Below are 22,400 nucleotides of genomic sequence, written 5' to 3'. Positions count from 1 at the left end.
CGTCGCGCCGTCGGGGAGGAGGGCCGAAAGGCCCACGGTTCAACACCCTCAACGCCGCGCTGATCGCCGGCCCTCGAGCCCGCACCGGCCACGTAAGCCACCCCGCGCTCTCGCGGGCAGGAGAATGCGGCCGACTCGCCGCGCACACTCCTTCAGAAGCCCTATGGGAAGGAGATCCCGACGTGTCCTCCTGCAGAGCAACGCGCCCGACGATGATGGCCGTCCGGATGCGATGCCGGCCATCCGGCGGTCCTACTCGGCCGGGTGGTCGTCCCCGCCCCGGAAGATCGCCACCGCCTCCCGCACCGCGTACGCGACGATGACGAGCCCCGCCACCGGGTCCGCCCACCACCAGCCGAACAGGCCGTCGAGCACGATGCCGGCGAGGACGGCGGTCGCGAGGATGCCGTCCACCAGCGTCACCCGGCCCTCCGTGATGAGCACCGGGTTGCCGAGCCGGCGGCCGGTGCGGGCCTTGCCGAAGGCGAGGGCGAACATCACGAGCGCGGTGACCGCCGTCCAGCCCGCGCCGCCGGGGGCCGGGGCGGCACGGTGGCCGGCGATCAGCGCGATGACGGCCTGGACGAGGAGGTAGGCGGCCAGCAGGACGAACGCGACGCCGATCAGCCGCAGGGCGAGACGTTGGCGGCGCTCGCCGGCGCCGGTCAGCTCCCAGATGACGACGACGCTCGCGAAGATCTCGATCAGGCTGTCCAGGCCGAAGCCGAGCAGCGCGACCGACGCGCTGGCGTAGGCGAGGACGGCGAGCACGACCACGCCGATCACGTTCCAGCCGAGAGTGACCGCCTCCAGCCCGATGCCGAAGCGGATCAGGCGGCGACGGGTCGCCTGGTCGAGCCGCACGTCGGTCATGGTGCCGGCGTGGGGCCCGGGACGAGCTCCAGCTGCAGCTCGTCCAGGTTGCGGAGGTGCGCGGTGGCGTGCGCCCTGGCGGCTTCGGTGATGCGCTGGGCGTCGGCGAGGGTCGTGGCGTCGACGGTCAGCCGCGCGCTGCCGTGCAGCCGGTGGCCGATCCAGCGGAGCTGCACGCGCGGCACCGCGGTCACGCCGGGGGTGTCCTCCAGCGCGTGCTCCAGCCGCCCGACGAGCTCGGGCTCGATGCCGTCGAGGAGTCGGCGGCCGATGCTGCGGACGGTGCCCCACAGCAGCACGATGATCGCGGCGGAGATGAGGAGTCCGACGATCGGGTCGGCGAGCGGGAAGCCGAGCATGACGCCGATCGCGCCGATCACCACGGCGAGCGAGGTGAAGCCGTCGATGCGCGCGTGGACGCCGTCCGCGACGAGGGCCGCTGAGCCGATCCGCTGGCCGACGCGGATGCGGTAGATCGCGACGGCCTCGTTGCCGGCGAAGCCGATGACGCCGGCGACGACCACCCAGCCGAGGTTCTCCAGCGGGTGCGGGTGGAAGAACCGGTCGATCGACTGCCAGGCCGCCACGACCGCGGACAGCGCGACCACGGCGATGATGAACAGCCCGGCGAGGTCTTCGGCGCGGCCGTAGCCGTAGGTGTAGCGCCGGGACGCGACGCGGCGGCCGAGCACGAACGCGACCCAGAGCGGAACCGCGGTCAGCGCGTCGGAGAAGTTGTGGACGGTGTCGGCGAGCAGCGCGACGGACCCGCTGAACCCGACGACGATCGCCTGCAGCAGCGTCGTGCCGAGCAGGACGAACAGGCTGATCTTCAGCGCCCGGACGCCCTCGGTGCTGGCCTCCAGGGCGTCGTCGATGGAGTCGGCGGCGTCGTGGGAGTGCGGGACGAAGAGGCCGTAGAGAAAGCCCTTGAAGCCGGTGGGGTGATGGTGGCCGTGGTCATGCCCGTGCTCGTGGCCGTGCCCGTGGTCGTGCGCGTGCTCGTGGTGGGTGTGCGTCTCCCCGCTCATGCCGACGCCTCCTCGTGGTGGTGCCGCGGCGTCCCGCCGAGCGAGTGCTCCGCCTGGAAGATCGCGTCGGTGACCAGTCGGCTCGCGTGCTCGTTCTCCAGCCGGTAGAACACCCGCTGGCCGTCCTGGCGCGTCGCCACGATCCGGGCGAGCCGCAGCTTCGCCAGGTGCTGGGACACCGCCGCCGGCTGCTTGTCGAGGATGTCCGCCAGATGGTTCACCGACAGCTCGCCCGCGTCCCGGAGCGCCAGGATGATCCGCACCCGCGTGGCGTCGGCGAGCATCCCGAACACCTCCACCGCGAGCTCGACGAACTGGCTGTCGGGGAGACGTCCGCATATCGGCTTATCTGCGTGCATACGCAGATTAAATCACATCACGCCTCCGGCCGGCGCAGCACCAGGAACCGCACCCCGTACGGCCCGATGCTCAGCGGGAAGCTGCTCAGGTTGTCGACCGTCGTCACCTCGCTGTCGTCGCCCGCGTCGATCACGGTCGCGCCGAGCGGCAGCGCGTCCGACCGCACTGTGCCGTCCACTGCCTCCGCGCTCATGTTGAGCACCGTGAGCTGCACGATCGGGAGGCCCTGCTCGTCCAGCGACTCCAGCTCGTGCACGAGCACCAGCATCCCCGGGTGCGCCACATCGGGCACGTCGACCTGGCGGGCCGTGGCGATGCCGTAGCGGGAACGGATGCGCAGGAGGTCCCTGAGCCCGCTCGCGAACGAGTCCGGCCGGGCCAGCTGCTCCGGGAGGGTGCCGTACAGCGACCGGGACCGCGGCATGCCGGAGGCCGAGCGCTCCTCATCCGGCGCGACCCCGAGGAGGTCGTGGGCGCCGCGCTCGATCCAGCGGGTGTCGCCCTCGGCGATCAGGTCGGCGACCTGCCCCCGCGGGACGGTCAGCGAGCCGAGCAGGTCCCAGCCCGACAGCGCGAAGACACCGGGCTGCCAGGCGTTGAACGCCGCGAGCAGCAGGTGCGCGTCGCGGATCGTAGGGACGTCCGCCTCCGTGATCGAGTCGAGCGTCGTGTGGCCCTGCGTCGCGGCGATGAGGGAGGCCGTGGTGCAGGCGATCCCGTTCGTCGTGAACACGAGGTTGTAGTCGGCGGCCGCCCCGGTCAGCTTCTCCACCAGCTCCGACCGGATCAGCTCGGCCAGCTCGCTGCCCGGCATCTCCTGGTAGCGGAACGGGTACAGGTCGTTCTTGTGCAGCGTCGCCCAGTGCACCAGCTCGTAGGTCAGCTCGTCGTGGTTCTGGAGGCCGTGCACCAGGCTCGCCGGCTCCACCCCGAGCTCCAGCGAGGTCCGCAGAGTGAGCCGCAGGAACTCGGTGTCGCCGGTCGCGAGGGCGTGGTGGTAGGCGGGCCGGTTGATGAAGTCGTACGAGAGGTCCGCGCCGACGGCGCCGGTGTCGCGGATGTCCTCGACCGTCAGGTTGAGCTCCTGGAAGGTGAACCCGCCGACCTTGCGCACCATGCCCGCGATGACGTGGTTGGCCGCGTGCGAGAGCGGGTGGCCCTCCGACCAGGCCGGGAGGCCCTCCGCACTCTTCTCGACGCCGAGGAAGCCGTTCGCGTCGAGCCGAAGCGCGCTCGTTCCGAGGTCGCCGAGCGAGTGGAGGGCGTCGCCGATCACCAGGCGCATCCCCGAGAACGTCGGGTCGAGCCAGTTGACCGAGGGCTGGCCCTCCTTGAAGTAGTGCAGGTACACCCAGCGCCGGGTGACGCCGTCGACGCCGACGACCGGCGCGGTGACGCTCCAGTTCGTCTCCTTCACGCCCGGCGCGTAGAAGATGACGCGCTGCAGCTCGCCGATGATGTAGCCGCGCTCGGCGAGGGAGGCCTCCGTCGCCGGGTCGAGGTTCACCGAGTCACGGTGATCGGGGACCTCCGGCAGCAGGTGCCACTCCTCCGGCGGGATCTCGACCATGTGGTAGATGCCGGGGTAGTCCTTGTACGCCATCTCGGCGAGGCGGAAGTCGGCGCCCTTGCCGGTGTGGCCCGGCACGATGTCGTCGATGACGACGCCGCCGTGCTCCTCCGCGACGTCGGTCATCCGCTGGAAGGTCTCCTCATCGCCGAAGATCGGGTCGATCTGGGTGCCGATCCGGTCGAAGTGCCCGTCGACGCTCGGGGTCTCCTGCCAGCCCCGGATGCCGCCGGCGCGCTTCACGGGGCCGGTGTGCACGCCGTTGATGCCGATCCGCTCGAACACGGTCCACAGCTCGGGGTCCGCGAGGGCCGCGAGGAAGCTCTGGTCCTTGCGGGTGATGAGCGAGATCGGGTACGCGGTGAACCAGACGTCGGAGGTCGACACCGCGCGGCGGGCGTCGGGCCGCGCGTACGGGTTGCGCCACATGCTCGGCGAGCCGGAGAGCTGACGGCTGAGCACATCGGCGTCCTTCAGCATCGACTGGCGGACCAGCCATTGCACGTACGCGGGGTTCAGCCCGTTCGCGGCGCGCGGGTCGGAGACGGTGCGGCGGATCGCGCCGCCGCGCAGGTTCGCGCGGGGACGCAGCCGGCGGGGCCGGGCCGGGTAGAGCTGTTCGTCGTAGGTGATCTCGGTCGATTCGGGCTCTGCACCCTCCGCAATCTCGTCCATCTCTCTCCTCTCGCCCGTTCCGGCCGCTGCCACCGTATCCCTTTCCGCCGAGACGTGAGCAATCGCGGAAATCGCAGCCGCGATTTCCGCGAATGGTCACGTCTCGTTGGTTCGCCAGGGGAGGGGGAGGGACTCGGCGGGGGAGTCCGGGGGGACGATGAGGATGCCGGTCGCGGCGGCCAGGCCGCGCAGCATGGCTGCGCCGCGCCAGCGAGCGACGACGGCCCGGCCGTCGACCTCCGAGTACGGGACGAGCACGGTCGTCCCCGCCCGGGCCTCGGCCTCGGCGCCGCCGGCGGGCCTCGTCGGCACGGAAGGCCTCCCGGCGAGCCCCGCGAGCAGCGGCTCCACGAGGGTGATCGCCGCGAGCATCGCGGCGAGCGGGTTGCCGGGGAGCGCCGCGACCAGTCGGCCGTCCGGCAGCTGAGCGATGCGCGTCGGGCCGCCCGGCCGCATCGCCACGCCGTCGACCAGCAGGCGCGCGCCGAGGGCACGGAGGGCGTCGCGGAGGTGGTCGGCCGTCGACGTCCCGGTGCCTCCCGTCGTGACGATCAGCGCCGCGTCGGCGTCGCGCAGAGCGGCCACGGTCTCGTCCAGCCGGTCGGGCACCCGCGCGACGCCGGTCACCCGGCCGCCGAGCATCCCGATCAGCGCGGGGAGCTGTACCCCGAAGCTGTCGCGGACGCGCCCCGGCCCCGGCACGCCGGCGGTCACCACCTCGTCGCCGGTGAACACGAGCGCGACCGGAGGGACGGGCGCCACCAGAAGGTCGTCGGCGCCGGTAGCGGCGGCGAGGGCGACGTGCGCCGGGTTGAGCAGGGCGCCCGCGGCGATCAGCCGTTCCCCGGTCAGCGCCTCCGTGCCCGGGTGCCGGATGTGGTGACCGGGCCGCGGCTCGCCCGCCACGATCGAGCGCAGCAGGCCGTCCGCGACCTTCCCGCTCTCGCTGCGCAGCACGGCGAACGCGTCGGGCGGCACGAGGGCACCGGTGACGATCGGGGCGGCCTGACCGCCACCGGGGTCCGCGTCGACCAGCGTCCACGGTCCGTCGCCCGCGACCAGCCAGCCGTCCATCGCCGCCGACGCGAAATGCGGGAGGTCGATCGACGTCACGAGGTCGGCGGCCAGCCGCCTGCCGATGGCGTCGTGCAGCGGGACGGTCTCGGGCGGGAGCGCGGTCCCCGCCGCCGCGGCGATGGCCCGCGCCTCGTGCCAGGACGGCCGTCCGTGGTGCCCGCTCACCGCGCCATGCCCATTCCCGATCCTCTTCCCGCAGTATTCGAATGACCGTTGCGGGCATTCCGGTAGGGTCACAACGCTACGCCGTGGTAAGCCTGAGGCATGAGTCGCACGACATCGCGAAAACAGATCACGCGCATCGTCGTCGGCGAATCGCGCAGCCGCCGCGAGGACGTGCTGGCCGTCGAGGAGCCGCTGGAGATCCGGGTGGCGGGATCGCCGCTCTCGATCACCATGCGCACACCCGGGAGCGACTTCGACCTGGCCGCCGGATTCCTCGTCTCCGAGGGTGTCGTCTCGCACGGCGACCAGCTCAACGCCATCCGCTACTGCGCGGGAGGCACGGTCGACGGCGAGAACACCTACAACGTCCTGGACGTGACGCTGGCGCCCGGAGTCCCGCGGCCGGATGCGAGCCTCGACCGCAACTTCTACATGACCAGCTCCTGCGGCCTGTGCGGCAAGGCGAGCATCGACGCCGTGCGCACCCGCTCCTCCTACCCGGTCGACGCCGACCCGGTGGCGATCTCCGACGAGCTGCTCACCACGCTGCCCGACCGGCTGCGCGAGGGGCAGGCGATGTTCGAGAAGACCGGAGGCCTCCACGCCGCCGCGCTGTTCGACGCTGCGACCGGCGAGCTGCTCGTGCTCCGCGAGGACGTCGGCCGGCACAACGCGGTCGACAAGGTCGTCGGCTGGGCGCTCAAGGAGGACCGCCTCCCGCTGAGCGGGACCGTGCTGATGGTGTCGGGCCGGGCGAGCTTCGAGCTGGTCCAGAAGGCGTCGATGGCCGGCATCCCGATCCTCGCGGCGGTCTCGGCGCCGTCGTCGCTCGCGGTCGACCTGGGCCGGGAGCTCGGCCTCACCGTCGTCGGGTTCCTCCGCGGGTCGTCGATGGTGGTCTACTCCGGAGGCGAGCGGATCACGGTGACGGAGACGAAGCAGAAAGCGATGGCCTGATGCCCAAGACCGACGTCAACCCCGGCGACGAGTACCCCGACCTGGAGGTCGGCCACAACAAGAAGTGGGCCGTCGGCGTGCCGGCCATCCTGCACTCGATGGAGCCGGCCATCCGCGACATGGGCCCGGCCCGCACCGCGAAGCTGATGACGGCCATCAACCAGAAGAACGGCTTCGACTGCATGAGTTGCGCGTGGCCCGACCCGGGCGACCGCAACATCCTGGAGTTCTGCGAGAACGGCGCGAAGGCCGTCACCTGGGAGGCGACGCCGATCACGGTCCCGACCAGCTTCTGGGCCGAGAACTCGCTGACCAGCCTGCTCGACAAGTCGGAGTACTGGCTCGGGATGCAGGGCCGCCTCGTGGAGCCCGTGCACAAGCCGGCCGGCGCCGACCACTACGAGCCGATCGGCTGGGACGAGGCGTTCGCCCTCATCGCCGACCGCCTGAACGGCCTCGCCTCGCCCGATCAGGCCGCGTTCTACACCAGCGGCCGCACTGCGAACGAGACGGCGTTCGTGTATCAGCTCTTCGCCCGCGCGCTCGGCACCAACAACCTCCCGGACTGCTCGAACATGTGCCACGAGTCGACCGGGACGGCGCTCAGCGAGACCATCGGCATCGGCAAGTCGACCATCGCCTACGACGACTTCGGCAAGGCCGACCTGATCGTCGTGATGGGCCAGAACCCCGGCACGAACCACCCGCGGATGCTGACCGCGCTGGAGGAGGCCAAGCGCAACGGCGCCACCATCGTCGCGGTCAACCCGCTACCGGAGGCCGGGCTGATCCGCTACAAGAACCCGCAGAGGCCGCGCGGCATCATCGGCAAGGGCACCCAGATCGCCGACCACTTCCTGCAGATCCGTTCGGGCGGCGACATGGCGCTCCTGCAGGCGGTCTCGCAGCGCGTGCTGGAGGCCGAGGACGCGGCTCCCGGCACCGTGCTCGACCACGAGTTCCTCGCCGAGCACACCCTCGGCCTGGAGGAGTTCCGTACGCACATCGCCACGCTCGACGACTTCACCGTGCTGGAGGCCACCGGGCTGACCCTGGAGGAGATCGACCTCCTCGCGGACCTCTACATCCGCTCCGAGCGGGTCATCATCACCTGGGCGATGGGCCTCACGCAGCAGAAGAACGCGGTCGCGACGCTCAAGGAGCTCATCACGCTGCTGCTCCTGCGCGGCAACATCGGCAAGCCGGGCGCGGGCGCCTCCCCGATCCGCGGGCACAGCAACGTGCAGGGCGACCGGACGATGGGCATCTGGGAGCAGATGCCCGACAAGTTCCTCGACGCCCTCCAGGCCGAGTTCGGCTTCGACCCGCCGCGCGCGCACGGCTTCGACGCGCTGCAGACGCTCGCCGGCCTCCAGCGCGGCGACATCGACGTCTTCTTCGCGATGGGCGGCAACTTCGTCGCCGCGATCTCGGACACCGCCGCCGCGGAGGCGGCCATGCGCGGCGCCGGGCTGACCGTGCAGGTGTCGACCAAGCTGAACCGCTCGCACGTGGTCACCGGCGAGGAGGCGCTGATCCTGCCGACGCTCGGCCGCACCGAGGTGGACCTCCAGGCCGGGGGCCCGCAGTTCCTGTCGGTGGAGGACAGCGTGTGCGCCGTGCACGCGACGCACGGCAGGATCCCGCCGGTCGCGCCCGGGCTGCTGTCGGAGGTGGCGATCGTGTGCCGCCTCGCGCAGGCGACGCTCGCGGGACGCGACGGCGCTCCGCAGCTCGACTGGTCCGGCTTCGAGGCCGAGTACGACGTCATCCGTGACCACATCAGCCGCGTCGTCCCGGGCTTCGGGAGCTTCAACGCGGACGTCCGCCGCAAGGGCGGCTTCGTCCTCCCCAACGGCCCGCGCGACGAGCGCCGCTTCGACACGGCGACCGGCAAGGCGATGATCACGGTCAACGAGCTGGAGCCGCTGGAGCGCCCGGAGGGCCGGCTGATCCTCCAGACGCTGCGCTCCCACGACCAGTTCAACACGACGATCTACAGCCTCAACGACCGCTACCGCGGCATCAAGAACGGCCGCGACGTGATCTTCGTGAACCCGGACGACCTAGTCGAGCTGGGGCTTGTGGACGGCCAGCGCGTCGACATCCACAGCGAGTGGGCGGACGAGGTCGACCGTGTGCTGCGGAACTACCGGGTGGTGTCGTACCCGACCGCACGCGGATGCGCGGCGGCGTACTACCCGGAGGCGAACGTGCTGGTGGCGCAGCAGAGCGCGGCGACAGGGAGCAATACGCCGGTGTCGAAGGCGGTGATCGTGCGGCTGGAGCCGGTGGCGGGGTAGGGCCCCAGGTGGAGGCTCAGGGGTTCCGGTAGACGCCGTGGTCGCCGACCCGCCGCCACCGGCAATAGAGCACGCCGTCGATCGTGACCAGCTCGAAGGTTGCGCGTCCATCCGGGGACGCGAACGACCAGGTCATCTCATAGATCCCTGGCGCTCCCCGCATCGACTTCACGCGGAGGGAGGCCGGCCAGCCTCCCGGCGGATTGAGCGCGAACGCGTCGCAGGCGGGCGCGAAACCGTTCTTCACGACGTCGCGGAACGTGCGCTGATGCTCGGGTTTGAGCCTCTTGAAGTCGGTGTCGAACGCGGGAGTGGTCTGGAACCTCACGAGGCCGACTCGCCGGTGGAGCTGTCGGCGAGGGTGTCCAGAGCAGCGAGGAAGTCGTCGGTGGATTCGTGCGACGTCACCGCTCCTGCGGCGATGTAGGCATCGACTTCGCGCTCGCGCTGTTGCCAGCGGTCGGCCCAGAACCATGCCTGTTCGGCCGGGACGGGAATGGTCGGGCGCAGCTCGATCACACCGTCCTCGCGTTCGGTGACCTCCATCTGCGCGCCCTCGGCATCCAGCCCGAGGCGGCGGCGCAGTTCTGCCGGCAGGGAAACGACTCCTCGTCCCTGCATCGCCACATAGCCGTGATACGTCATGCTCTCATTTTCGCACGAAGGCGGCATTGTGGGAAAGCGGTATTGCAGCATAACGGCAAAGCGACAGGCTGGCAGCCCCCGCATGACTTTGGTCCCTACCCCCGCCTCCCTCCACCCGGCATCCTTCACGCATGAGCACAGCGAACGCGGAGGACGCGCACGCGCCCCGGTCGTCGTCCGCCTTCACGCGGGACGACTTCGCCGCCGTGCCCTACCTGCGCCACAACCAGTCCATCTCGCTGATCCATTGGACTCGGGTCGACGGCGATTGGCGCTACGTCACGATCCTCGGCGAGTACCTGCACCGCGACGAGCGCTACTGGTACCTCCGGATCAACGGGCTCAACACGCGCCTCGACCGCACGGAGTGGGCGATCTTCAGCTGACCGCACCCCTCCATCGTCGGGCGAACAGGGGTAAGAGTGGGTCATGCCAAGCACTCACGAACGCCTGCCGGACAACCCCGCGGGCTGGGCCACCGACCCCGGCGCGCTCGTGTACGGACTCGACCTCTCGCGGTTCGCGGACAGCGACGGTGACGGGTTCGGCGACCTCCGCGGCGCGATGGACCACCTCGACCATGTCGCCTCCCTCGGCGTCATCTGGATCTGGCTGCTGCCGTTCTACCCGAGTGAGCGGCGGGACAACGGCTACGACGTCGACGACCACCTGGCCGTCGACCCGCGGTTCGGCGATCTGGACGACCTCCGCGCGTTCCTCGCCCGCGCGCACGATCACGGCATCCGGGTGCTGATCGACGCCGTGCCGCACCACACCTCCGACCGGCACCCGTGGTTCCTCGCGGCGCGGGAGGACACCGACGGCCGCGCGGGGAAGTTCTTCGTCTGGAGCGACGACGACTCGACCGAGCCGGGCGACCATCCGATGTTCCCCGGCGAGGAGGAGACCGTCTGGGCCTTCGACGAGCGGGCCGGACGCTACTACCACCACCAGTTCTATTCGTTCCAGCCCGACATCAACGCCACCGACCCGGACGTCTTCGAGGAGATCGTCCAGCTGCTCACCTTCTGGCTCGGTGTCGGGGTGGACGGCTTCCGGATCGACGCCGCCCTGCTGCTCGTCCAGGGCAAGGGGAGGCCCGACACCGATGTCGACGACGCCGTCTTCTTCGACCGGTTGCGGGCGCGGTTGCGGGAGATCCGCCCGGACGTCGCGCTCATCGCCGAGGCGTCCGAGCCTCCGGAGGCGATGGCGTCGCTCATCGAGAACGACCGCTTCGACGCGGTCATCGACTTCAGCCTCAACAACGCCACCTTCCTCGCCCTGGCGCGCGAGCGGGCGCAGCCGATCGTCGACGCGCTGAGCCGACTCGACGACAGCATCCCGGCGGAGTCCCGGCTGAACTTCATCCGCAACGCCGACGAGGCCGACCTGTCGCTGCTCAGCGACGACGAGCGCCGGGAGGTGTTCGCGCGCTTCGCGCCGGACGAGGACGCCCTGATCTACGGCCGCGGCATCCGCCGAGGCTGGGCGCCGATGCTCCAGCCGGCCGCCCGCGTGCGGATGACGCTGAGCCTCCTGCACGCGCTCCCCGGCGTGCCGCTGCTGCAGGCCGGGCAGGAGCTGGGCCAGGGCGACGACCTGCGGGTCAGGGGTCGCGGCGCCGCCCGTACGACCATGCAGTGGGACGACTCCGCGTGGGGCGGCTTCACGGCGGCCTCCGTGTCGCCGCTGACGCTCGGCGCCCAGGTGGACGGCCCGTTCGGCTACCGCACGGTCAACGCGCGGGCGCAGGACGGCGACGACGGGTCGCTGCTGACGCTCGCCCGCGAGCTGGCCCGGGTGCGCCGCGAGGCGCACGCCGACGCCGCCGGGTGGACGGCGGTGGACGCCGGCGACGGCGCCGTCCTCGCCCTGCGGCGCGACGGCCTCCTCACCCTGCACAACCTCTCCGGCCGGGAGGCGACGGTGGCGATCGGCGACGGGCAGCACGCGGCGCTGGCGGACGGCTGGGACGGCCGGACCCTCGCGCCCTACGGGTTCGCCTGGCTGGACTGACCCCGCTCCGGGCGCGCCCGCTTCAGGTAGCTGCGCGACCGTGCCACCTGGTGCTCCAGCGCGTCCACCGTCTGCGACATGCTCGTGATGGCCTGCCCGCGGTACACGTCGATCCCGTCCATCGTCGCGAACACGTCGTCGAACGCGCGCTGCAGCACCTGCGCGTCGACGGCGGAGGTGGTCTGCTCCTTCTGGATCTGCTCGGTCTGGTCGCGCAGCACCTCACCGGTGCGGCCGATCAGGGCGTTCGTGCTCTGGTGGAGGGCGCCGAGCTGGTCGATGACAAGGCGCTGGTTCTCCAGCGCCTGCGCCACGACGACGGCCGTGCGCAGCGCGGAGACCGTCGTGGTCTTGGCGCGTTCGACACCCTTGATCAGCTCGACGTTGTTCTTCTTGATCACGTCGAGGGCGAGGTAGGCCTGCACGGACACCGCGATCTGGGTGGTGAGGTCCTGGCGGCGCTGGCGGATCGGGAAGAGCGCCTCCTTCTCCAGCGTCGCGGCCCGCACCGGGTCGGTGAGGCGGAGGTCGTCGGCGCGCTCCACGGTCGCGCGGTCGAGCGCGGCGGCCAGCGTGACGTACTCGTTCAGCCGCTCGGTCGTCTTCCAGAGCGCCGTGCGCTCGTTCTCGATCTCCTCGTTGTCGCGGCGCAGCCACTCCTCGCCGTGGTCGAGGGAGACCACGATCTGGTCGAGCTGCTTCTGGGCCGACTCGAACCGCTCGACGTACTTGCGGAGGCGGCGGCCGCCGGGCATCCGCGCCAGCATCCGGTAGCTCTTGCTGGTGTGCTGCGGATCGAAGTCGCTCACGGTCGCGCGAAGCGCCTGCAGGGTGCGCAGGACGCCGTACTGCGGGTCGGTCCGCACCGCCTTGCCGCGCGCCGCCGCCAGTGCAGTGGCCGGACGGCTCAGCAGCTGCCGGGAGGCGTCGCTCGACTCCTGCATCTCCGTGTCGCCGAGGCGGGAGAAGCCGGTGATCTTGCGGCGGAAGGCCTCGCTGCCCGGGTCGGCGGCGGCCAGGTCGCGGATCCACTCGCGCGCCCGGGACTCCAGCTCGGCCTCCCGCTGCGGCGAGACGCTCATCATGCCCATCGCGCGCTCGTCGGGAAGCTCCGGCACCGCCTCGGGCGGCTGCAGCTCGTCTCCCTGACCCGCATCCATGTCGTTCTCCTCCCACCAGGACCGCAACCCCTCCAGGGTAGGCCGCGCACCTGCGTGAACGGTACGGTCTGCCGGATGGCAGCCTTGGCGTCCCGGTGGGATACTCGCCGCATGGGCAGCACCACCACCGACCGCGCGTCCTTCTTCGACGGCCTCGCGGCCGAGTTCCTCCAGCACTACACGCGCGGGCCGCGCTTCATAGCGGTCACCGGTGTGGCCGGCGCCGACCTCCCCGCGGCGGCGGACGCGCTCGCCGAGGCCCTGCGCGCGTCGGGCCAGCAGGTCGACCGCTCCCACGCCACGGCGCACACCACCCCCGACAGCCTCCGCACCGATGTGGTGACGCCGTTCCGCACCGCATCGCCGGACGGCGTCCTCGTCGTCGACGGCCCCGGCCTCCTCGGCGACACCCTGCGCGGGTTCTGGAACTTCTCGGTCTGGATCGAGCACGACCCGGAGCGCGACGCCGACTGGTCGTTCGTCGCCACCGGGCGCAAGGATCCGCTGGGCGCGCCGCGGGAGGTCGCCTCCGTGCTGTTCGACGACGCCGACCCGGAGCGTCCGCGGCGACTGTTCGCAGACTCCTGCTGACCTCCCGACGCGGCGGACCTAGCGCGGCCGGTCGAAGCGCGCCCCCACCGGGTTCGACGGCAGCGCGGTGAGCACGATCAGCACCACCCAGCCGAACGGCGCGAACGAGATGAAGTACAACGGGCCGGCCAGGTTCGCGTCGTGCAGGCGGCGCCAGATCAGGGCCAGGTGCGGCACCAGGGTCGCGAACACCCACACGATCCAGACGGCCAGCAGCACCCAGAAGAGCGGGCCGACGGCGCGCGTGGAGCCGGTCATCCCGAGGCTCCCGCTCAGCCGGCCGATCACGACGACGAACGTCCAGTAGACGATCGCCAGGAGCACGTCGAACAGGAAGAACCACCAGTACTCGCTGCGGCTGGCCCGGCCGGTGAAGTCGGCGTACTTGGTGAAGAACCGGCGGATCGCGTCGCCCATGTTCGCGCCGTAGAGCGGCGCCCAGAGCGGCGACGGCCCGGACGGCGGAGGCGGCGGAGGAGCGGGCGGTGGCGGCATCGACATGGGGTCCTCCTCTCGCGAGAGTTACGAGAACAGGATGCGCTCGGCATGCCGTCCCGCGCACCAGCGTCCTCGTCCGCGCCGACGGACGACTGCGCCGACCGCGTCTGCGGCGGCCGCGACACGACTCGCCGCGCAATCGAGCGACGTGCCCAGTCCGGGGTCCGCCCGGGTTAGAGTTGGCCGCTGGGGGGACCGCCGCATCGAACGGATCGAGACCCCCGCATGCCACGTCAGGAGCGCGCCGAGCGCAGCCGCGCCACCATCCTCGAGGCTGCCGCGGACGAGTTCGACCAGCACGGTTACGCCGGAGCCAGGCTGGAGCGGATCGTCGAGCGCACCGGGCTCACCAAGGGCGCGGTGTACTTCCACTTCCGCTCGAAGCTCGACCTGGCGAAGGCCCTCGTCGTGGAGAAGTACGGCAACTGGCCGGCGATCGTCTCCGAGGTCGACGCGAGCGGCCTGCGCGGCGTGGCGGCCGCCGCCGAGCTGACCAGGAGGGTCGGCGCCGTGTTCGCGTCTGACGTCCGGGTGCGCGCTGCCATGGCGCTCTCGCAGACCATCCTCCCGCCCGCTCCGGACGCCGACCCCTACGACCACTGGGTGAGCGTCGTCGCCGGCTACCTCGAACAGGAGCCGTCGCTGCCCCAGGGACTCACCCCCCGCCAGGTCGCGGTGGTGGCGGTCCAAGGCTTCTTCGGCGCCTACATGATCGCGGCGGAACGCGGCCGCCTCGACGAGCTGCCGGCCGACATCGACCGGCTGTGGAGCGTGCTGGGGGCGCTCGCCGCGTCGGGCGCCTGAGTCGCACCCGCCGAGGGGCACGTTGTTGTCGCTTTCGAACGCCGAAAACGACAACAACGTGCCCTTCGATGGAGGGTGCCGCCGCCTCAGAGCGCCGTGAGCTCCTCGCGCACGAAGCGCGCGAACTGCTCCGCCGCCGCGGGCTGCGAGCGGGTCCGGTTGCGGGCGATCCCGATCACCCGCTCCGCCTCGTCGGCGAGCGGGACCGCCACGATCCCCGGCTCCGCAGGCGTATCCGGGATGAGCGCGACGCCGACGCCGTCGCGCACGAGCGCGCGCAGCGTCGACAGCTCGGTGACCTCGATCACCGGCGCCAGCACCTCACCGTGCGCCGCGAAGTAGGCGTCCGCGATCGTCCGCAGCCCCGAGCCGGGTCGCAGCGCCACGAGCTCCGCCGCCGACAGGTCGGCGAACGAGGCCTCGCTGCGCGCGGCGAGGGGATGGCCCTCCGGCACGCCGAGCACCAGTCGCTCCGCGGTCAGCGGCACCCACTCGATGTCCGCGTCGCGCGGGTCGGGGCTGAGGAAGGCCAGGTCGGCCGAGCCCTCGCGCAGCGCGTCGAGCACGGTGTCCGCGGTCCCGCCGCGCAGGGCGAAGCGGATGTCGGGGAACAGGCTGCGGTACTCGCTGACCACGCGCGGCAGCAGCCAGCTCCCGAACGACGAGACGTAGGCGAGGGAGACGATCCCGGCGGCCGGGTCGCGGAGGGCGTCGATCCTGGCGCGGGCGGTCTCCAGCTCGGCCTCCGCGCGTGACGCGTGGGCCAGCAGGATCTCGCCGTACTGGTTGAGCTCCAGGTGCCCGCGGCGACGGTCGAACAGCTCGACGCCGGCCTCGGCCTCCAGCCGGGCGAGGGAGCGCGAGAGAGTCGACTGCGAGACCCCGAGCGTCTCGGCGGCCAGCGCCAGATGGCCCTCCGTCGCCAGCGCCCGGAAGTGGGCGATCTCGTCGATCCGCATGCACACCATCATGGCCCACCCGGGCCGGCCCTGCCGCGGGAGGCGCGGGCCGTCCCCCGGACGAGTGCTCAAATGAGCGGTCTACCCCTGTTCGAGTTTTCTGTACGTTCACTCACAAGACAGTGCGCGGTTCTCCGCCATCCCTACGGTGACCGCGGGCTCGAACGAGTTCCCCCTTCCGATCGAGGAGAGAAATGTCAACCAGACTGCGCACTTTGTGGCGCGCCGCCACCGCCGTGGCCGTCGGAGCAGGCCTCGCCGCCGGCTCCCTCGCCGCGACGCCGGCCTTCGCCAGCACAGACGGCACCGGTGTCGTCATCAACGAGGCGTACCTGTCCGGCGGCAGCGCCGGAGCCGCCTATGCCAACAAGTTCGTCGAGCTCTACAACCCGGGCACCCAGCCCGTCGCACTGACCGGCTGGAGCGTCCAGTACCGCTCCGCGACCGGCACTGGTGCGGCGAACGGCGTCGTCCTGCTGAGCGGCACGATCGCCGCCAAGGGCTACTATCTCGTCGCCGGGTCTTCCAACGGGACGGCCGGCGCCGCCCTCCCGACGCCCGACGCCGCGAGCAACGGGCTGAACCCGTCCGGCGCCTCCGGCACCCTCATCCTGGCGAAGTCGGCCACCGCGCTGACCCTCCCGACCGGCTCCGTCACCGGCAACGCCAACGTCGCCGACCTGATCGGCTACGGCACCTCGAACACCTTCGAAGGCTCGAAGACGGCGACGGCCCCGAGCGGCAACACGGATGTGAAGTCCCTCAACCGGACCGCCTTCACGGACACCGACGACAACGCCGCGGACCTCTCGCTGAGCGCGACGATCACCCCGCAGAACACCGCGTCGGCCACCGATCCGGGCAACCCGGGCGACGGTGGAGGCACCGACCCCGGCACAGGGACCGACCCCGGGCCGCCCGGCACGATCGCCATCTCCGACATCCAGGGCACCGGTGACACCAGCCCGAAGGCCGGCCAGACGGTCAGCACCGTCGGCGTCGTCACCGCGGCCTACCCGACCGGAGGCTTCAACGGCTTCTACCTGCAGACCCCGGGCACGGGCGGCGCGATCGACCTCGCGACCCACTCCGCGTCCGACGCACTCTTCGTCTTCGGCTCCTCCGCCGCCTCCGGCGTCGCCGTGGGCGACTACGTGCAGGTGACCGGCGCCGTCAGCGAGTACAACGGCCTCACCGAGCTCACCGCGACGAAGGTCGACACGCTCGACAAGAGCACCGTCACCGCGCCGACCCCCGCGACCGTCGGCCTCCCGACCACCGACGCGCAGCGCGAGAGCCTGGAGGGGATGCTGATCGCACCGCAGGGCGCCTTCACCGTCACCGACGTCTACTCGGCCAACCAGTACGGCGAGATCGGCCTCGCGGCCGGTGACAAGCCGCTGGTCCAGGCGACCGAGACCGCCCGTCCCGGCACCGCGGCGTACACCGCGGCGCTCGCCGACAACAAGGCCCGCGCCGTCACCCTCGACGACGGAGCCTCGACCAACTTCCTCAGCTCGGCGAACAAGTCCAAGCCGCTGCCGTACCTGTCGCTGACCAGCCCGGTCCGCGTCGGCGCGCCGGTCACGTTCACCACGCCGGTCATCCTCGACTACCGCAACGACGCCTGGAAGTTCCAGCCCACCGCCGAGCTCACGCCGGCGAACGCGGCCACCCTCCAGCCCGTCACCTTCGGCAACACCCGCACCACGGCCCCGGCCAACGTGGGAGGCGACCTGCGGCTCGCGACGTTCAACGTGCTGAACTACTTCCCGACCACCGGCGACCAGCTCACCGGCTGCACGTTCTACACCGACCGCGACGGCAACAAGATCACCGTCAACTCCGGCTGCGACGCCCGCGGCGCCGCCGACGCGACCAACCTGAAGCGCCAGCAGGACAAGATCGTCGCCGCGATCAACGCCCTCGCCGCCGACGTCGTCTCCCTGGAGGAGATCGAGAACTCGGCGCGCTTCGGCCTGAACCGCGACGACGCGCTGAAGACCCTGGTCGCCGCGCTCAACGCCGCAGCGGGCAGTGACGTCTGGGCGTTCGTGTCCTCGCCGTCCAAGCTCCCGGCCTCCGAGGACGTCATCCGCACGGCCTTCATCTACAAGAAGGCCGCGGCGGCTCCGGTCGGCGAGTCGAAGATCCTCGACGACGCGGCGTTCTCGAACGCCCGCCAGCCCCTCGCCCAGGCCTTCAAGAAGGTCGGCGCGCAGGACTCGTCGGCGTTCATCGCCATCGTCAACCACTTCAAGTCGAAGGGCTCGGGGACGGGTGCCGACGCCGACCAGGGCGACGGGCAGGGCGCGTCCAACGCCTCCCGCGTCAAGCAGGCCACCGCTCTCGTCGCCTTCGCGAACGAGCGCACGGCCACGCTGGGCTCCGACAAGGTGCTCCTGATCGGCGACTTCAACGCCTACCTCAACGAGGACCCGATCAAGGTCCTCACCGACGCCGGCTACATCGACCAGGTCAGCACCCGCACGTCGAAGGCGACCTACTCCTTCGGCGGCACGGTCGGCTCGCTCGACCACGTGCTCGCCTCGCCGGCGGCCAACGCGGCCATCACGGGCGCGGACGTCTGGAACATCAACTCCGTGGAGTCGGTGGCGCTGGAGTACAGCCGCTACAACTACAACGTCACCGACTTCTACGAGGCCGGCCCGTACCGCTCCAGCGACCACGACCCGGTCGTCATCGGCCTGGGCCTCAAGGCCGCACCGGTGACGCTCAGCCTGCTGAACATCAACGACTTCCACGGTCGGATCGACAGCAACACGGTGAAGTTCGCCGGCACCGTCGAGAAGCTGCGCGCCGAGGGCGGCGAGGGCAACACCCTCTTCCTCTCCGCGGGCGACAACATCGGCGCCTCCCTGTTCGCGTCGGCCTCGGCCGGCGACGTCCCGACCATCGACGTGCTGAACGCGCTCGACCTGAAGACGAGCGCCGTGGGCAACCACGAGTTCGACAAGGGCTTCGCCGACCTCACCGGTCGCGTGAAGGACGCCGCGAAGTTCGGCTACCTGGGCGCGAACGTCTACCAGAAGGGCACGAAGACCCCGGCGCTCCCGGAGTACCAGGTGTTCACCGTCAACGGACTCAAGGTCGGCGTCATCGGCGCGGTCACGCAGGAGACCCCGACCCTGGTCTCGCCCGGCGGCGTCTCGACGCTCGACTTCGGCGACCCGGTGGAGGCCGTGAACCGCGTGGCGGGCCAGCTCACCGACGGCGACCCGGCCAACGGCGAGGCCGACGTGATCGTGGCCGAGTACCACGAGGGCGCCGGCTTCGGCACGCCGGACGGCGCGACGCTCGACCAGGAGGTCGCGGCCGGCGGAGCCTTCGCCGACATCGTGACCAAGACCAGCGCGAAGGTCTCCGCGATCTTCACCGGCCACACCCACAAGCAGTACGCGTGGGAGGGCCCGGTCCCGGGTGTCGCCGGCGCGACCCGTCCGATCGTCCAGACCGGCAGCTACGGCGAGAACATCGGCCAGATCACGCTGACTGTGGACGGCGACAGCAAGCAGGTCACCGGCCACACCGACCGCAACGTGGCGCGCACCACGGACAGCGACGCGAGCCTCGTCGCCGCCTACCCGCGGGTCGCGACCGTGAAGACGATCGTCGACAAGGCGCTCGCCGACGCGGCGGTCATCGGCAACCAGAAGGTCGGCTCGGTCACCTCCGACATCACCACGGCGTACATCAACGGCGCCCGCGACGACCGGATGAGCGAGTCCACCCTGGGCAACCTCGTCGCCGACTCGCTGCTGTCGACCCTGTCGCCCGCCCAGCTCGGCGGCGCCGAGATCGGCGTGGTGAACCCGGGCGGCCTCCGCGCCGAGCTGCTGTACGGCACGGACGGATCGGTCACCTACGCGCAGGCGAACGCCGTGCTGCCGTTCGTGAATAACCTGTGGACGACCTCCCTCACCGGAGCGCAGTTCACGCAGGCGCTCGAACAGCAGTGGCAGCGGAACGCGGACGGAACCGTGCCGAGCCGGCCGTTCCTCAACCTGGGTCTGTCGAAGAACGTCAGCTACACGTATGACGCCACCCGGCCGGAGGGTGACCGCATCACGAGCGTCATCGTGAACGGCACGCCCATCGACCCCGCGAAGTCGTACCGGATCGGCACGTTCTCGTTCCTCGCGCAGGGCGGCGACAACTTCCGGGCGTTCGCGGCCGGAACCGACACGCGCGACTCGGGTCTGATCGACCGGGACGCGTGGATCGGCTACATCTCCGCGCACAGCCCGCTGTCGCCGAGCTTCGCCCGCCGCGGCGTGTCCGTCACGGACGTGCCGACGACGACGCTGACGCGCGGCCAGCAGGTGACTTTCGGAGTGCAGAAGCTGAACCTGACCAGCCTGGGCAGCCCGGCGAACACCTCGCTGGAGCTGAGCTGGGGCGGCTCGGCGGTCATCAGCAGCGTGCCGGTGGACGCCGCGGGCAACGCGACCGTGACCTTCGCGGTCCCGGCCTCGGCCGCCGGTGCGAGCACCCTGGTGCTCACGGCCAAGGAGTCCGGCACGACCGTGCGCATCCCGCTCACGGTGGAGGCCGCCCCGACCGACGGCAAGCCGACGACCGACCCGAAGGCCGCGCCGGCGTCCGCGCTGACCAAGTCCCTCCAGGGCAAGGTCGGCTTCAAGGACAAGGCCTACCACGCGGGCGACCCGATCGACCTCACCGTCGGCGCGAAGTACGCCGGTCAGTGGGTCTCGGTCTGGATCTCCGGCAAGCCTGTCGGGGACGGCTGGATCCAGGTCCCGGCGGACGGCGTCCTGCACCTGACGGTGCCGAACCCGCTCGCCAAGGGCGACTACACCCTGTCGGCGCAGGACAGCGCCGGCGCGGTGATCGGCTGGAACGACCTGAAGATGTCCAACGGCAAGGCCGTGGGGCACCAGCAGTAAGGTCCTGACGGACGACGACCGCCGGGCGCGCACGCGGCGCCCGGCGGTCGCTCGTCTCCGGGATTCTCGTCGTGTAAAAGATCATTGACACGGTGTCACGCTCGCTTTACACTCGCCATGTACATAATCTTTGACATGGAGGTGCGAGGTGTCCTTCGACGAGAAGAACGCGTGGGCGTACCTGGTCGTCGCCGTCCTCGGCTACGCGACCTACCTGATCCTGCTCGCGGTCAACGGCCCCGGCGACTACGTGCCGCTGCTGATCTGGACGGTCGTCGGCTCGATCGTGGCCAACATCGTCGCGCGGATCGCCATCTCCACGGCGAACCCGCGGGAGGCCGACAAGCGCGACCAGCGCGACCGCGAGATCAAGGTCTTCGGCGAGCGGGTCGGCCAGGCGTTCGTCATCGCCGGCGCCCTGGCGGCGCTCGTGCTGGCGCTGTTCCAGGGCCCGTGGTTCTGGATCGCCAACGCGGTCTACGCGGCGTTCGTGCTGTCGGCCGTCGTCGGCTCGATCGCCTCGCTGGTCGCCTACCGCAGGGGGCTGCCGGCATGGTGAAGCCCACGCGCGTGACCAACAGCATCCGGGCCCTCCGCTTCGGCGCGGGCGAGATGACCCAGGCCGAGCTCGCGGACCGCGTCGGCGTCACCCGCCAGACCATCATCGCCATCGAGCAGGGCCGGTACTCGCCGTCCCTGGAGATGGCCTTCCAGCTCGCGCGGGTGTTCGGGGTCCCGCTCGACGATGTGTTCCAGTACCCCGAGGAGTGAGGGGAGAGTCATGAGCACCACGATGCGCGCCGTCGTCCAGGACGCCTACGGCACCACCGCTGCGCTGCGCGTGGAGGAGGTCCCCGTCCCGTCGATCGGCCCGGCCGACGTGCTCGTGCGCGTCGAGGCGGCCGGCATCGACGCGGGCACCTGGCACCTCACCACCGGCCGCCCGTACCTGATGCGGCTGATGGGCTTCGGGATGCGCCGCCCGTCGTCGCGCCTGCGCGGCGCCGCCTTCGCGGGCGTGGTGGAGGAGGTCGGAGCCGAGGTCGACGACCTCCGGGCCGGCGACGCGGTGTTCGGCTCGGCCGCCGGTTCCCTCGCCGAGCGGGTGCGCGCCCCGCGTGCCGCGGTGGTCCCGACCCCGGCCGGCCTCGGCTTCGCGGAGGCCGCAGCCATACCGATCTCGGCGGTCACGGCGCTGCAGGCGCTGGCGGCGGCGGAGGTGGGGAGGGCGACCGCGTGCTGGTGCTGGGCGCGGCCGGCGGCGTCGGCTACTTCGTCGTGCAGCTCGCCGTCACGCGCGGCGCAGAGGTGACGGGAGTGTGCAGCGGCCCGAAGACCGCGCTCGTCCGCGAGCTGGGCGCCGCGGACGCGATCGACTACACGACCACCGACCCGCTCGGCCTCGGCCGGGTCTGGGACGCGATCATCGACACCGCGGGCAACCGTCCGCTCCGCGCGCTGCGGGCGAGCCTCGCCCCGGAGGGCGCGCTCGTCCTGGTCGGCGGGGAGGCAGGCGGCAGCATCCTCGGCGGCACGGAGCGCATCGCGGCGGCGGGCCTGAGGAACACGACCTCCCGCCAGCGCCTGGTCGGCCTGATGGCCCGCGAACGCCAGGAGGACCTGATCGAGCTCGCCCGCCTCTACCGGGAGGGCGCCTTCCGTCCGGTCATCGACACCACGTATCCGCTGGAGCAGACGCGTGAGGCCATCGACCACGTCGGCGCTGGGCGGGCGTGCGGGAAGGTCGTGGTGGTGCTGTAGCCCGCAGATTCGGCACGAATCGCG

21 protein-coding genes are annotated in these 22,400 nt (G+C 71.3%); 11 read left to right on the top strand and 10 right to left on the bottom strand.

The window, feature by feature from the left end:
• Positions 1-252: 252 nt before the first annotated feature.
• From ACQ86L_RS08375 to ACQ86L_RS08355, 5 genes are all read right to left on the bottom strand, one after another.
• Positions 253-873, bottom strand: coding sequence for a cation transporter (locus ACQ86L_RS08375; RefSeq protein ID WP_434318464.1), 621 nt, complete (start codon positions 871-873; stop codon positions 253-255).
• Complete coding sequence (locus ACQ86L_RS08370; RefSeq protein WP_434318463.1) at positions 870-1,904, bottom strand: cation diffusion facilitator family transporter; 1,035 nt, start codon at positions 1,902-1,904, stop codon at positions 870-872. The genes ACQ86L_RS08375 and ACQ86L_RS08370 overlap by 4 nt, the downstream gene beginning before the upstream one ends.
• Positions 1,901-2,263, bottom strand: coding sequence for an ArsR/SmtB family transcription factor (locus ACQ86L_RS08365; RefSeq protein ID WP_434318462.1), 363 nt, complete (start codon positions 2,261-2,263; stop codon positions 1,901-1,903). Before ACQ86L_RS08365 ends, ACQ86L_RS08370 begins: the two co-directional genes overlap by 4 nt.
• Before the next feature lie 17 nt (positions 2,264-2,280).
• Positions 2,281-4,509, bottom strand: coding sequence for a maltose alpha-D-glucosyltransferase (gene treS, locus ACQ86L_RS08360; protein WP_434318461.1), 2,229 nt, complete (start codon positions 4,507-4,509; stop codon positions 2,281-2,283).
• A gap of 96 nt (positions 4,510-4,605) precedes the next feature.
• On the bottom strand, positions 4,606-5,751 hold the full coding sequence (locus ACQ86L_RS08355; protein WP_434318460.1) for a molybdopterin molybdotransferase MoeA: 1,146 nt from the start codon (positions 5,749-5,751) through the stop codon (positions 4,606-4,608).
• Between the two features lie 99 nt (positions 5,752-5,850).
• Here ACQ86L_RS08355 and fdhD point away from each other — a divergent pair, with 99 nt between their 5' ends.
• Entirely contained in the window at positions 5,851-6,708 is an 858-nt protein-coding gene (gene fdhD / locus ACQ86L_RS08350; RefSeq protein ID WP_434318459.1) for a formate dehydrogenase accessory sulfurtransferase FdhD, read from the top strand.
• Positions 6,708-9,011 carry an FdhF/YdeP family oxidoreductase gene (locus tag ACQ86L_RS08345; protein ID WP_434318458.1) on the top strand — a complete coding sequence of 768 codons (2,304 nt, stop codon included), beginning with the start codon at positions 6,708-6,710 and terminating at the stop codon, positions 9,009-9,011. The genes fdhD and ACQ86L_RS08345 overlap by 1 nt, the downstream gene beginning before the upstream one ends.
• A 16-nt stretch (positions 9,012-9,027) precedes the next feature.
• Here the strand turns inward: ACQ86L_RS08345 and ACQ86L_RS08340 are convergent, their stop codons facing one another.
• Both ACQ86L_RS08340 and ACQ86L_RS08335 read right to left on the bottom strand, forming a co-directional pair.
• Entirely contained in the window at positions 9,028-9,339 is a 312-nt protein-coding gene (locus tag ACQ86L_RS08340) for a hypothetical protein (protein WP_434318457.1), read from the bottom strand.
• Positions 9,336-9,656 carry an AbrB/MazE/SpoVT family DNA-binding domain-containing protein gene (locus ACQ86L_RS08335; RefSeq protein WP_434318456.1) on the bottom strand — a complete coding sequence of 107 codons (321 nt, stop codon included), beginning with the start codon at positions 9,654-9,656 and terminating at the stop codon, positions 9,336-9,338. Before ACQ86L_RS08335 ends, ACQ86L_RS08340 begins: the two co-directional genes overlap by 4 nt.
• 131 nt (positions 9,657-9,787) lie before the next feature.
• Between ACQ86L_RS08335 and ACQ86L_RS08330 the strand changes: the two genes are divergently transcribed.
• Positions 9,788-10,042, top strand: coding sequence for a hypothetical protein (locus ACQ86L_RS08330; protein WP_434318455.1), 255 nt, complete (start codon positions 9,788-9,790; stop codon positions 10,040-10,042).
• 43 nt (positions 10,043-10,085) lie between these two features.
• Entirely contained in the window at positions 10,086-11,675 is a 1,590-nt protein-coding gene (locus ACQ86L_RS08325) for an alpha-amylase family glycosyl hydrolase (protein WP_434318454.1), read from the top strand.
• On the opposite strand, the gene ACQ86L_RS08320 is transcribed toward ACQ86L_RS08325, so the two are convergent.
• Entirely contained in the window at positions 11,651-12,835 is a 1,185-nt protein-coding gene (locus ACQ86L_RS08320) for a toxic anion resistance protein (protein WP_434318453.1), read from the bottom strand. The two genes, ACQ86L_RS08325 and ACQ86L_RS08320, sit on opposite strands and share 25 nt — an antisense overlap.
• A gap of 111 nt (positions 12,836-12,946) precedes the next feature.
• Between ACQ86L_RS08320 and ACQ86L_RS08315 the strand changes: the two genes are divergently transcribed.
• The gene (locus ACQ86L_RS08315) at positions 12,947-13,426 is read left to right on the top strand and encodes a hypothetical protein (RefSeq protein WP_434318452.1); all 480 of its coding nucleotides are present in this window, start codon (positions 12,947-12,949) and stop codon (positions 13,424-13,426) included.
• 18 nt (positions 13,427-13,444) lie between these two features.
• Here the strand turns inward: ACQ86L_RS08315 and ACQ86L_RS08310 are convergent, their stop codons facing one another.
• The gene (locus ACQ86L_RS08310) at positions 13,445-13,927 is read right to left on the bottom strand and encodes a DUF805 domain-containing protein (RefSeq protein ID WP_434318451.1); all 483 of its coding nucleotides are present in this window, start codon (positions 13,925-13,927) and stop codon (positions 13,445-13,447) included.
• Positions 13,928-14,149: 222 nt separating this feature from the next.
• Between ACQ86L_RS08310 and ACQ86L_RS08305 the strand changes: the two genes are divergently transcribed.
• Positions 14,150-14,728: a TetR family transcriptional regulator gene (locus tag ACQ86L_RS08305; protein WP_434318450.1), complete on the top strand. Its 579-nt coding sequence runs from the start codon at positions 14,150-14,152 to the stop codon at positions 14,726-14,728.
• 86 nt (positions 14,729-14,814) lie between these two features.
• On the opposite strand, the gene ACQ86L_RS08300 is transcribed toward ACQ86L_RS08305, so the two are convergent.
• Positions 14,815-15,687, bottom strand: a complete 873-nt coding sequence (locus ACQ86L_RS08300) for a LysR substrate-binding domain-containing protein (RefSeq protein WP_434318449.1) — start codon at positions 15,685-15,687, stop codon at positions 14,815-14,817.
• Positions 15,688-15,881: 194 nt separating this feature from the next.
• Here ACQ86L_RS08300 and ACQ86L_RS08295 point away from each other — a divergent pair, with 194 nt between their 5' ends.
• The 5 genes from ACQ86L_RS08295 (at position 15,882) to ACQ86L_RS08275 (ending at position 22,376) form a co-directional block, all read left to right on the top strand.
• Positions 15,882-20,615, top strand: coding sequence for an ExeM/NucH family extracellular endonuclease (locus ACQ86L_RS08295; protein ID WP_434318448.1), 4,734 nt, complete (start codon positions 15,882-15,884; stop codon positions 20,613-20,615).
• Between the two features lie 148 nt (positions 20,616-20,763).
• Positions 20,764-21,174: a hypothetical protein gene (locus tag ACQ86L_RS08290; protein WP_434318447.1), complete on the top strand. Its 411-nt coding sequence runs from the start codon at positions 20,764-20,766 to the stop codon at positions 21,172-21,174.
• Positions 21,168-21,386, top strand: coding sequence for a helix-turn-helix transcriptional regulator (locus ACQ86L_RS08285; protein WP_179604939.1), 219 nt, complete (start codon positions 21,168-21,170; stop codon positions 21,384-21,386). Before ACQ86L_RS08290 ends, ACQ86L_RS08285 begins: the two co-directional genes overlap by 7 nt.
• 10 nt (positions 21,387-21,396) lie before the next feature.
• The gene (locus ACQ86L_RS08280; protein ID WP_434318446.1) at positions 21,397-21,927 is read left to right on the top strand and encodes an alcohol dehydrogenase catalytic domain-containing protein; all 531 of its coding nucleotides are present in this window, start codon (positions 21,397-21,399) and stop codon (positions 21,925-21,927) included.
• A complete protein-coding gene (locus tag ACQ86L_RS08275) occupies positions 21,852-22,376 on the top strand; it encodes an NAD(P)-dependent alcohol dehydrogenase (RefSeq protein WP_434318445.1) in 525 nt (174 codons plus the stop codon). Before ACQ86L_RS08280 ends, ACQ86L_RS08275 begins: the two co-directional genes overlap by 76 nt.
• Positions 22,377-22,400: the final 24 nt, after the last annotated feature.

Source organism: Leifsonia sp. P73 (assembly GCF_051059105.1).
Lineage (GTDB): Bacteria > Actinomycetota > Actinomycetes > Actinomycetales > Microbacteriaceae > Leifsonia.
The sequence above is the reverse complement of the archived record's forward strand: the minus strand, read 5'-3'. Positions and strand labels throughout refer to the sequence as shown.